This is a genomic window from Sphingobacterium sp. HJSM2_6, from assembly GCF_049316305.1.
In the GTDB taxonomy this organism is placed as follows: domain Bacteria; phylum Bacteroidota; class Bacteroidia; order Sphingobacteriales; family Sphingobacteriaceae; genus Sphingobacterium.
The window spans coordinates 107,770-120,063 of the sequence record NZ_JBMOXB010000011.1 but is presented as its reverse complement, the minus strand read 5'-3'; the positions used below and the strand labels follow the sequence as shown (position 1 = coordinate 120,063).

Genomic DNA, 12,294 nt, shown 5'->3' with positions numbered 1-12,294 from the left:
TTAGTAATTACTTAATCTGTCCATCCAATAAATTTAGAATTCGTTTGCCATAAGCCGCATTTTTTTCTGAATGCGTTACTTGAATTATCGTAACCCCCTCCTCGTTGAGTTGCTTAAACAGTTGCATAATTTCTTCTCCTTGCTTAGAATTCAAGTTTCCTGTAGGTTCATCTGCCAATAATAATTGGGGGGATCCAGCAAGTGCACGTGCAATTCCTACGACCTGTTGTTGACCTCCTGATAACTGTGCAGGAAACAAATCTTTCTTGCCTACAATCTGAAAGCGGTCTAGCAAATCACTGACAATACTTTTACGCTCCGAAGAGGATATATTTTTGTATATCAGTGGTGTTTCAATATTCTCGTAAACGGTAAGCTCATCAATGAGGTGATACGCTTGGAAAACATAACCTATATGCGACTGAAAGAGCTGAGTTCTCTTTTTCTGCTTCATGCGTAATACGTCCTCACCCATAAAGTAATAGGTTCCTTCATTGGGATCATCGAGCATTCCGATGACATTCAATAAGGTCGATTTCCCAGAACCGGATGGTCCCATTATGGAGATAAAATCTCCCTCATCAATTGTTAAATTGATGTCTTTTAATAGAAAAGATTTTACTCCTCCTACATTATACCATTTAAAGATATGTTCAAGTTTTATCATTTGTTATGAGATATTAGACACAAAATATGAGACTTTAGCCATTAGATATTCAACCCTTGGCAATAGAATAGGCAAAGATAACAGGTGTTTATTTGTATTTTCATTGCCAAAGTGCTTGTTCCGTTTATTCATTTCTAAGGGTTTTAACCGGGTTTATTCTGGCGGCTTTGATGGATTGAATACTGATACTAAGTAGCATAATTATTAAAATAGCAAAATTAGACCATAGAAACAGGAAAAAGAAAATATGACTATCTATATGTAAAGTGAAATTTTCCAACCAACGAGTGAAACTGACATATGCCAATGGAAAACTCAGGATGCTACCAATTAAATATACTTTTATAAATGGTTTGTTTAATTGAAAGAATATTTCTTGGGAGCTGGCTCCAAGTACCTTACGGATACTCATTTCCTTGCTTCGCTCATTCGCTTGATTAGCGGACATGCTGAATAAACCTAATGCGGCAATCAGCACCGTGAGTACCGTGAATCCATTCAATGCGCCCAAAAGATTTTGTTGTTTCATATAATTGATTTCATACTGTTGATCCATATATTCATAATCCAAGGGTAATGATTCTGAAAAAGGGTTTTTGTCCCATTCTCTTTGTACTGCCGCGATAGCATTGTTTATTTTTCCGGGTTCCGTTTTGACCATTAATGAAATCTTATTTCGGCCCTCCATGCATTCTTCTTGAAAGGTATATATACTGGGTGCGACTTGATTTTCAAAACCATAGCTTAACGCATCTCGTACCACCCCAATAACTTCCAAATCCACGCCACAACCTTTGATTTTTGCTCCAATTATTGGGTTAATCTGAAGAGCCTTAGCAGCACTTTCATTGATAACAGCATAATGTCTGCTAGAGTCTTGCTTTAGTAATGTCGTAGAAATTGTCGTTTCTCCTTTGATAGTTGATAGGCCAAGTGTCTCAAAATAATTGGGATCTATTCCTGTATGATCCATTTCCAGTATACTGTTTAGATGTTTGAAATGTTTTTTAGGTGGAATTTCTATAGATCCTGGGACATTACTTGCAGATGAGGCCGATCGAATCGCGGGATCATTTATTAGACGTTGTTTAAAGTCTGCATATGTCCCATCTATTTTATGGTCGAAATAAAAACCTATTCCTTTAAAAGTGATAACTTGCGCTGGTTCGAATCCCTTTTCTGTATGTTGCATAAAGTCCAATTGTTCTCGAATCAAAAGCACCCCAGAAATAAAGATTAATGCAATAATGAGTTGAAAGCCTAGAAGACCTTGCTGAAATGTTTTATGAAATAATCGGCTTTTATTCCTTATGGTGGAGATACCGAAATTCTTCCTTGCACTTAACTGAATAGCTGGGTATAACCCTGCTATCAGCGCCGTAAATAGGCTAGCACCTAAAAGCTGGATAACGGTGTTTATATGAAATAAGCGATAAAGTAGGTCATCGTTAAACCATTTCTTTAATATATTTCCAGATAAGGATAAGGCGATAATGCTTAGTAATGCAGCTAGAAAGCAAGTTAAAAATACTTCCAATAGTATTTGACCTATGAGTTGTTTCCGAGAACTGCCCAGAATTTTTCGAATACTCAGCTCTTTTAATCTTGTTTGAGCCTGAGACAAGATCATATTGGTGTAATTCACTGCGGCCAAAGAAAGAATCAAAATTGAAAAAAGACCCAATGCCCAAACTAATATATAGTTTGTATTTGTTCCACCTAAAGGTCTTAAATGAATCTGTGACAAAGGTTCTAATACGATTTGTGCCTCCTTAAAAGCCGAATGTTGATTGTTGGATTGTTGGGATATTTCTTGTGAATATATTTTATCGATTTTAGCTTTAACTAGGGCAAGATTAATTCCTTCTTTTAACTGTATAAATGTTTGAAAACTATAGGGGTCCTCCTCCGATAATTGGCGAAGCACTATAAAATGACTTGATATATACGATAAAGGCCTAGGTGCTAAAACATCGTTTATTTGCTGCATCATACCAGCTTGTTTAGCTAAGATGGGAACTTGAATAGGCAAACTGGAGTTTAAATCTTTGTTGGGGAATAATCTTTTTGCTAAATCTTCATTAAGGAAAGACGCATCTTGATTGTTCCTTAATGAAATGATTGCTCCTTTTTTAGTCTTAATTTGAAAAATTTGTGCAGCAGCAGGGTCAACTACGATGGTATTCTTTAAAAAGATGGTGTTGTCACCAAATAAAGGATATCCACCATAGGGATAAACCATTGTTCTTCCAGCTAAAGTTATTTCAGGAATGCTGTGTTGAAGGCTGGGCGCTAGATTAGCCGGAGTTTCGGTTGAAAATTCCCCTTTTAAGTTAAGCCCGATTCGATAGATGTTTTTATAATTCGGATTCCAGCTATCATAACTATTTTCTCGAATAATATATTGATAGGACAATATAAAGCCACTAAAACCTAAGGTTAATCCCAATAAATTTAGTACAGTAAATAGTTTTTCTTTGATCGTTTTTCGCCAAAGAAGTTTTAGTGGATTCTGCATATATTACTATAATATGTGTAATTAAGTCGAAAATATGTTGAAACCAATCGCTGATTGGTTGGCCAACTCCTACTAATGGACAAAGCCTTTGCCATTTTTTTAAAACGCCATAAATCAGTTTGTTACGGTATTGTTTTTATTTTTTATTGTCCGTTTATGGACAATTTACGTTCGTAACTGAACAGCTGATTCATCCTTCATTTCTTTTTACTTTAGATTGTTTATCTGTTTTAATTTAACGAGTTCGGGATAAGAAAAAAGAATAAAAAGTCGTGTTAAAAACTTAAAAAACGTCTTTATTTTTTTAAGCAATTAGTTGATAATAAAATTGTTATAAATGTAAATCAAGTTCTATATTGAACGATAGAGTTATAGAGCTAATCACGAATCCCTTTAAAACAATCAATCCTTCATATATTTTTGTTAACATGGATGATTTTTGTAAGGAAATTCAACTCATGTTAGAAGAAAAACTAATTGAAGATAAAAAATTAGTAAAACGTAATAGAAAAACTAGCCTTTGTGAGAGTGAGATTATTGGCTTGATGGTTCTTTTTCATACAGGTAAATTTACAAATCTCAAGTCTTTTTATATCCACTATTCATTGCCCGGTAGACTTCCCCGTTATACATGCTGATAAACGAAATTTTTAAGATTTTCAGAAACATTCACAGTTATTTAGATATTTCGGTGGAGTTGACCATACGATTCAGTAGCAAATTGACCTGCTGATATGTGTCTTATAATATTGGGAAGGATTTGTGATAATCCACCCATGAGTCAAGCATAGATTAATAATCTTTCTTAGATGCTAAAGATACCAGCCAGTTGAAATATCTGAACAGGCCTTTTCAGATCGAAGATAGTTTTCATAGTCTACTATAAAAGAATGGTCAATTCTAGGGAGTTCCGTATCTGTAATTGCATATTCCTGTGTGATTTAATTTTCTAAGTGTGAATAAGTCGTCCTCCAACCCTTCAGGGTATTTTCCGGAAAGCCATCGCTCAGCAAAAACTTCATTTTATGGTTATGATCTTCTAGAATCGACAATAAAGTCATTTGATTTTCTGTCTCTCCTGTAATTTTAAGTCTTTATAAGTTCAATTGTAGGGATTTCACCCATTTTCATGATTTCAAGGTCAAAGACTGCAACTTTTAGAATCAACACCTCCAGATAACTATTTAATGTATTATTCTAGGGCTTGGATAAGGGTAAACTGGGTATCTACCCCAGATTTCACCCGCTCCTTATTCGCATTTTTTCAATGAAGATTCATGCCAAATTCGACGAAAGTCCGAAGGAGATCCGGATGAAATCAATTACATTCTCAATTTGTTAAGTCTGTTAGACATGATATATGAGATTTTGAACCAAGAGGCCATGATTAACCTGAGTTTCCTGAATATAGTTTCATACTAGCTCAGGTATTCTTTCCATTCATTAAACTCAATAAATTCATTTCCTCTTGGTTCAACCAAAGTTCAGCGATTGCTTCATTGTTTCTCATCGCAAGGACGGAGGAACTAATTCAGGCGAAGCCTGATTTCAGCACCTGTATAGCAGGTGCCCCTTCGGCCCATTTCCAGCGGCGGAAAGACAGCCAAAACATCGTGGCCATTGAGCGGGAGGGATGGCCTAGGAAGTGCGTAGCGAATTCCAGCCATTAAGATGTTTTTGCTGTGTGCACTCGCCTTGTGCGAAAAGCCGCCTTAAATGGGTCAAAGAGTTTTGGTTACTTTTGCTCTTTCAAAAGTAACTAGGCTCTCCGGGGCTATGAGCGGACAAATCCTCGTATTTAGTAATTGGTATTTAGAGTTGGTACTCGGCTTAGTTTTGAATCAAGAGGACATGATTAACCTGAATTTCCTGAATATAGTTTCTTACCAGCATAGGATTTCTTTCCATTCAGTAAATTCATTCCATTCATTTCCCCAATGGTTCAACCAAATTTCTGAGATTGCTTTTTCGTTCCTCATCGAGAAGACGCAGTACTTGGCAGGCTTCGCCTGTAAAATTCAGTGTTCACCGATACCTGTTCACCTCCGCACAGAAACTGTTCGCTTTCGAACATTAAATTTGACTGCAATTCATTTATAGTATTGAAATACAGTCGATTGTGTTTTTGGCATAACCTTGTCTATACAGTTCCTGAAATAGACAGAATAATTACATGGACAGACCGATTAAACAAAAGAAATGGAATACCAAACGCATACTGACTCTCTTGGGGATAGTTGGGATTGTTGCTTTGATAGCGGCAAGTTATTATTTCACCAGTGGAAATAGTAAACTCAATGTAGATGCAGAAAGAATCACCATTTTTGAAGTGAAGGAGGATACTTTTCAGGAATTTATTCCTATTAATGGTACGGTATTGCCGATTAGCAGTATTTATTTAGATGCCTCAGTTGGGGGTAGGGTAGAAGAGAAATATGTAGAAGATGGCAGTCACCTTAAAAAAGGAGATCCTATAATGAAACTCTCTAATACCGATTTGGAATTAAGTTTAGTAAATCAAGAAACGCAAGTATTGAATTTATTGACCCAAGCGCAAATCGCACAGACGAATGCACAGCAAGTATCCATTAACAATCGGAATCAAATGGCTGATGTGGAGCAAGGATTAAAGGAAGCAGAACGTATCTATGTTTTGAATAAGAAATTATTAGCCGAGAAGGCGATTGGCTCACAGGAATATCAAAAATCTTTAAACGAATACCACTACCAAAAAGAACGGGTTGAATTAACGAAACAGATTCTAGATCAGGATCAAGTTTCTACCAACCAGAAGCTAAATCAAGATCGTGAAACTTACAAGCGTACGCAAGATGCTTTAGCACTTATGCGCCAAAAAGTTGGAGATTTAATTGTTCGTGCACCAGTGGATGGTCAATTAACCTCCTTTGATGCAGAAATTGGCCAGAGTAAACCTGCTGGAGACCGTTTGGGACAGATTGATGTGCTCACAGGATTTAAAATCCGTGCAGATATAGATGAGCATTATATTAACCGGATCTTCCCAGACCTACAAGGGCAATTTAATATTGGGGATAAATCCTATCAATTGCGTATTAAAAAAGTATATACCCAAGTTAAAGATGGGCGTTTTCAAGTGGATATGGAATTTGTTGGGGATAAGCCAGAAAGTATTCGACGGGGGCAGACCTTATCCATTAGACTAGCATTAAGTGATGAAACGAAAGCACTTCTGCTAGCAAAGGGTGGTTTTTACCAACAAACTGCGGGTAATTGGATTTTTAAATTAGATAAATCAGGAACAACAGCGTATCGAGTAGATGTTCAATTGGGTAGGCAAAATCCACAATTTTACGAAGTCATGGGTGGACTAAAAGCAGGGGATAAAGTGATTGTCTCTAGTTACGAAACCTATGATAAAATTCAGGAATTAAGTATTAAGTAATCAAGTAGAAGTTGAGTAAATGTCGAAGCCCTTGTTTAAACTAACCAATTACAACAAGGGTGGTAGACACTTCAAAGGAACGAAATTTAGCAACCAATGATAAAGAACATTTTTATTACTGCACTACGAAATATTTGGAAGACTAGAGGATATAGTTTTCTCAATATTTTTGGACTTGCTATCGGCATCATGGTTGCCTGTTTAATCTTTCTTTGGGTGAAGGACGAACTTTCTTACAACAACTATTTTAAGGATAAAGCACAATTATATATTGTTAAATCAAAGCAAACTTATGATGGAGCAACCTATGTGTTTCAATCTTCCGCAGGGCCATTAGCCCAAGATATTAAAGCGGAGCTGGTTGGGATTGAAGATGCTGTCAGGTTAAGTTGGTCTGAAAATGCTGTATTTGCCAATCAAGAAAAGTTAATCAATGCCTTAGGCTATTATGCAGATCCTAATTTACTGGATTTATTAACTGTGGAATATGTAGAAGGGAATCGAATTTCGGCATTGAAAGATATTCATACCCTGGTTTTAAATGAAACGGCTGCTAAGAAAATTTTTGGAAATGAGCCTGCATTAGGGAAAACTGTAAAATTTAATAGTGCTGAATCGTATACTGTGGGTGCGGTAACAAAAGATTTTCCGAAAAATTCAAATTTTCAGTACGAATGGATTATCCCATTTGAAAAATATGCGCAAGGAAAGGACTTTCTGAAAGCTTACAACAGTAATGCTGTACAAACATTAGTGAAGTTAGATAAGCAAGCAGATTTAGCTCGAATTAATGAGCAATTAATGCCTTTTGTAAAGATTAAAACCAATGAGGAGACGACATTTTCGGAACATTTTCTATATCCTTTAAATCGCTTGCATTTATACAACAGTTTTCAAGATGGGAAAGAAAACCCCAAAGAAGGATATATAAAATATGTGAAATTATTTTCCATTATTGCCTGGTTGGTGTTATTTATGGCCTGTATCAATTTTATGAACCTGTCAACAGCAAGATCCGAGAAAAGAGCTAAAGAAGTTGCTGTTCGAAAAGTGGTAGGTGCACAGCGAAAAATATTAATTTTCCAGTTTTTAGGCGAGTCCATTGTCTTTGCTATGATTGCAACCCTATTGGCCATTGCTTTAGTTTTTTTAGTTCTTCCAGCCTTTAATATGCTTTGTGAAAAAAGTTTGAATTTTCAGTTGTGGAGTTTGGAAAGTTTACTGTTTTTCACAGCGATTATACTGATTTGCGGCTTGGTAGCAGGCAGCTATCCTGCATTTTTTCTCTCCTCGTTCAAACCGTTGCAAAGCTTGAAAGGAGAAAAATTGCGCGAAGGTGTTTCTGCTTATATACGAAAAGGATTGGTGGTCGTGCAGTTTAGTACAGCAATCGTGATGATGATCTGTACTTTAATTATATATTTCCAATTGAGTCATATCAAAAATAGGGATTTAGGATTTGAACGCAGCCAAGTGCTCACCAGTACGTTGAGCGCCGACATGCATCAACATTATACAGCAATAAAAGAAGATATGTTAACTTCTGGATTCGTGGAGAATGTTGGAATTAGTTCAGAAAATGTTTTGCGTGTTGGTTCAAATTCATCCTCTTTTACCTGGGATGGAAAAAATAAAGATCAACATCTACTAATTGGGTATACCTTTTTCGATCCAGATATGGTTGATGCCCTTGGGATGACAATTTTAGCTGGTCGTAATTTCAATCCACAATTGCGAGGAGATAGTACTTCTCTACTCGTCAACGAAGCATTTGCGAAGATTATTCAAGCCGATGGGAATGTCGTTGGTAAAACCTTATATAATGGGGAAACCAAGTTTACGATTATTGCCGTGCTTAAAGATTATATTTATAATAATGTATTTGCTCCAGCAGATCCACTGCTGATCGCTCCTTTTGTGGATCATGCAGGATCATTAAGTATCCAAATGAAGAAAGAAGTGCAAATGCAAGAAGCTATTTTAAAAGTAGAATCTATCGTTAAGAAACATAGTCCTGAATCTATTTTTGATTATCGATTTTTAGATCAAACCTTTGAGAATTCTTTTAAATCGGAAATGCTATTGCAAAAATTAGTAAGCTATTTTGCGGTTTTAGCTATTATCATTAGTTGTTTAGGATTGTTTGGCTTAGCTTCTCTAGCTGCACTGCAAAGGTCTAAGGAAATTAGTATCCGTAAAGTGTTGGGAGCATCAGTTCGTGGATTAGTCACCATGCTGAATATTGGATTCATTAAGCTCGTTTTTATAGCTTGTTTAATTGCATTTCCAATTGCTTGGTGGTTTATGACGGATTGGCTGCAAGAATATACTTACCGTATAAATATCCCTTGGGTCAGCTTTTTGGCAGTTGCCTTATTAGCCATATTCATTGCCATCATTACCATCAGTACGCAAGCATTACGGGTAGCTTTAAGCAACCCTACAAAAAAATTAAGAAACGAGTAATAACAAGATATTAAAGATCGATTTATGATAAAAATTACAAATCTGCAAAAATTCTACCGAACTGAGGAGGTAGAAACTGTGGCCTTAAATCATGTAAATATTCATATTAAGGAGGGGGAGTTTGTAGCAGTGATGGGTCCTTCAGGTTGTGGAAAATCGACCTTGCTTAACATTGTAGGCTTATTGGATGATTTAGATGAAGGGAGTTACCTATTTAACAATATTGAGGTGGCTGATTTTAAAGAAGGAAAACGCTCCGATTTGAGAAAACATAATATTGGATTCGTATTTCAAAGTTTCAATTTGATTGATGAATTGACCGTTTTTGAAAACGTGGAACTTCCGCTAGTCTATACCAATGTACCTTCTGCTGAACGAAAACGTCGGGTGGAAGAAGTGCTGGAAAAAGTACAGATTATGCACCGTCGTAATCACTTCCCTCAGCAGCTATCTGGTGGTCAACAACAGCGTGTTGCGGTTGCACGGGCGGTTGTGAACAATCCAAAACTTATACTTGCCGATGAACCCACAGGTAATTTGGACTCAAGCAACGGTAATGAAGTCATGCAATTACTTACAGAATTGAACGAAGCTGGTACCACCATCGTGATGGTGACTCACTCCGAGCATGACGCTAAGTTTGCTGATCGCGTTATCCGTATGCTAGATGGACAAGTGATCTTGGAAACGCTTACTCCGGCATAGCTATTAGTCAACAGAATAGATGATGCAAACACAGATTTCATTGTATCGAGAAATTGAACGAATGTTTACAGTGCTTACAGCTCATCGTTAATAACAGTGCTCAAATCTCAAATCATGGCAAGCAGCAACTACATTAAAATAGCGTGGAGAAACCTGAAGAAGAATAAAGGTTTTACAGCGATCAATATTATTGGTTTGGCGATTGGTATGGCTGCGGCGATGTTAATTTTTATTTGGGTTAGGAGCGAGTTGACGCATGATCGGATGTATCCGAAAACAGATCAAATATATACGGTAGGAAATAAAGACTATTGGGGTGATAAATTGGAGGTGTGGTTTAGCACACCTAAGCCTTTGGCAGCAGCATTGAAAGCGGATTATCCCGAAGAAGTGAATCATGTAACCCGAATAAATACAGCTGCAGGATTTTTATTTGCTGTGGGGGATAAAAAAATAAATTCGTTTTCTGGACTATTTGTAGATACGAGTTTCTTTAATATGTTTGATTTGAAAGTGCTTGCAGGAGATCCTGTTCAGGCCATCCATCAACCTACGGCAATTGTAGTCACTGAAAACTTTGCGAAGAACTTATTCGCGCATACAGATGTAATTGGGAAAACAGTGAAAATAGATAGTGTGGATTATTTTACTATTGCAGCTGTCTTAGCCAATCCTCCAAGTAATTCATTTATGACTAAAACCAGTTATTTCCTTCCTTGGAAGTATATGGAGAAAATCGGGTATGATGATCAGAACTGGGGAAATAACTCGATTACAACTATGGTCGAGTTTAAAGCCGGCACGAATGTCAATAGTCTGCGGAATTCTTTTAAAGGACTTACGCAAAGGCATCATGAAGCCACTCGTGAAAACCTATTACAACCGTTAAAAGATGCTTGGTTGTACAATAAATATGTCGATGGAAAAGCCAGGGGGGGAAGAATAGAAATCGTGAGGATTTTTACGGTGATTGCAGCTTTCATTTTATTGATTGCCTGCATCAACTTCATGAATTTGAGTACAGCTCAAAGTGAACGAAGAGCGAAAGAAGTTGCTGTACGAAAGGTGGTTGGAGCAAAACGTGGTTCGTTGATTTTTCAGTTTTTGACTGAGTCAATATTAATTGCACTTTTCGCCGGAATTATAGCAGTGATAATCGTTTTCTTAAGCTTACCGGCGTATAGTACATTAGTAGATCGAAAACTAACATTGGAATTAGGCAACCTCTATTTTTGGATATTCTTTATTGGATTTATTCTTTTTACAGGTGTATTGGCAGGGAGCTATCCTGCCTTTTATTTATCTTCCTTTCAGCCAATTAAGGTCTTGAAAGGAAAATTAGCAGTGCTGTTGGGAACTGTAAATCCTAGAAAATTATTAGTGGTTTCACAGTTTGTCATTGCTATTGTGTTAATCATCAGTACACTGGGAATCAGAAAGCAAATCCAATATGGCCAAGACCGTGCGCTTGGTTTTAATAAAGAAAGATTGCTCTACATCTATGAACAAGGAGATATTGCTGCTAAATCAGAATTAATTAAAAACGAGTTAATAGCTAAAGGAATAGCGAGCTCTGTAACTCGGAGTATGTCACCAATAACGCAGCGGTGGAGCAATAGCAATGGCATGCATTGGGAAGGGAAAGCCGAAAATAATACAGTTATTATTAATCGAACGACTGCCGACGATAAGATCGTGGAAACCGCAGGTTTAACCTTGATTGCGGGCCGTGATTTCGATTTGAAAACTTATCCTACCGATTCTTCTGGAATTATTATCAATGCAACAGCCGCTAAATTAATGGGATTTAAAGACCCATTGGGTAAAATAATATATGATAATGATCGAGAATGGCATGTAGTCGGTGTCATTAAAGATTTTATTCAAGAGTCGCCTTTTGATCCTATTAATCCCTTAATGATCGAAGGAGCTCATGGAAATATGAATGTAACACATATTAAAATCAAAGAGTCCATGCCTACACAAGAGGCTTTAAAAGGTATGGAAGCTATTTACAAAACGTTTAATCCGGACTATCCATTTGACTATCAGTTTGTGGATGAAGAGTATGCCATGAAATTCGATGAGTCCGTGAAAATTGGACAATTAGCCAGTTTATTTGCTAGCCTTACCATTTTGATTTCTTGCTTAGGATTAGTTGGCTTAGCAGCCTTTATGGCAGAAAATAGAACGAAAGAAATTGGGATTCGCAAAGTGCTAGGAGCTTCCATATTCAATTTAACTAAACTCTTATCCATGGAATTTATGGTCTTGGTCCTTATCGCTTGTGGAATAGCATTTCCATTTGCTTATTGGGCAATGGATAGTTTTCTGACTAAATATACCTATCGGATTAATATAGGATTTGATATCTTTTTGATTGCTGGTTTTAGCGCATTGTTAATAACCTTGCTGTCCGTAAGTTATCAGTCTTTAAAAGCCGCATGCACAAATCCAGTAAATAGCTTAAGGGACGAATAGTTTAAATACTAGGTATGAGAAAATAGACACCTA

Annotated in this window: 6 protein-coding genes and 1 pseudogene; 5 read left to right on the top strand and 2 right to left on the bottom strand. The window is 36.7% G+C overall.

Annotation, left to right across the window (positions count from 1 at the left end; all coding sequences use genetic code 11):
• Positions 1-7 precede the first annotated feature (7 nt).
• A complete protein-coding gene (locus ACFRAE_RS11225; RefSeq protein WP_422797248.1) occupies positions 8-667 on the bottom strand; it encodes an ABC transporter ATP-binding protein in 660 nt (219 codons plus the stop codon).
• Positions 668-791: 124 nt separating this feature from the next.
• Positions 792-3,185 (bottom strand): FtsX-like permease family protein, encoded by a 2,394-nt coding sequence (locus tag ACFRAE_RS11220; RefSeq protein ID WP_422797247.1) that lies wholly within the window; start codon positions 3,183-3,185, stop codon positions 792-794.
• Between the two features lie 353 nt (positions 3,186-3,538).
• On the opposite strand from ACFRAE_RS11220, the pseudogene ACFRAE_RS11215 reads away from it, so the two are divergent.
• The 5 genes and pseudogenes from ACFRAE_RS11215 to ACFRAE_RS11195 all read left to right on the top strand — a co-directional run.
• Positions 3,539-3,796, top strand: a pseudogene (locus ACFRAE_RS11215) (hypothetical protein); the annotation flags it as partial.
• Between the two features lie 1,562 nt (positions 3,797-5,358).
• Positions 5,359-6,609 carry an efflux RND transporter periplasmic adaptor subunit gene (locus tag ACFRAE_RS11210; RefSeq protein ID WP_422797246.1) on the top strand — a complete coding sequence of 417 codons (1,251 nt, stop codon included), beginning with the start codon at positions 5,359-5,361 and terminating at the stop codon, positions 6,607-6,609.
• 96 nt (positions 6,610-6,705) lie between these two features.
• Positions 6,706-9,075: an ABC transporter permease gene (locus ACFRAE_RS11205; protein WP_422797245.1), complete on the top strand. Its 2,370-nt coding sequence runs from the start codon at positions 6,706-6,708 to the stop codon at positions 9,073-9,075.
• A 24-nt stretch (positions 9,076-9,099) separates the two neighbouring features.
• Positions 9,100-9,780, top strand: a complete 681-nt coding sequence (locus ACFRAE_RS11200) for an ABC transporter ATP-binding protein (protein WP_422797244.1) — start codon at positions 9,100-9,102, stop codon at positions 9,778-9,780.
• Positions 9,781-9,894: 114 nt separating this feature from the next.
• Positions 9,895-12,261: an ABC transporter permease gene (locus tag ACFRAE_RS11195; protein ID WP_422797243.1), complete on the top strand. Its 2,367-nt coding sequence runs from the start codon at positions 9,895-9,897 to the stop codon at positions 12,259-12,261.
• Positions 12,262-12,294 lie beyond the last annotated feature (33 nt).

Bases quoted from the DNA above. Each gene is read 5' to 3' on its own strand.
- ACFRAE_RS11210 (WP_422797246.1), top strand. From the start codon at position 5,359: ATGGACAGACCGATTAAACAAAAGAAATGGAATACCAAACGCATACTG.
- ACFRAE_RS11195 (WP_422797243.1), top strand. From the start codon at position 9,895: ATGGCAAGCAGCAACTACATTAAAATAGCGTGGAGAAACCTGAAGAAG.
- ACFRAE_RS11205 (WP_422797245.1), top strand. From the start codon at position 6,706: ATGATAAAGAACATTTTTATTACTGCACTACGAAATATTTGGAAGACT.
- ACFRAE_RS11225 (WP_422797248.1), bottom strand. From the start codon at position 667: ATGATAAAACTTGAACATATCTTTAAATGGTATAATGTAGGAGGAGTA.
- ACFRAE_RS11200 (WP_422797244.1), top strand. From the start codon at position 9,100: ATGATAAAAATTACAAATCTGCAAAAATTCTACCGAACTGAGGAGGTA.
- ACFRAE_RS11220 (WP_422797247.1), bottom strand. From the start codon at position 3,185: ATGCAGAATCCACTAAAACTTCTTTGGCGAAAAACGATCAAAGAAAAA.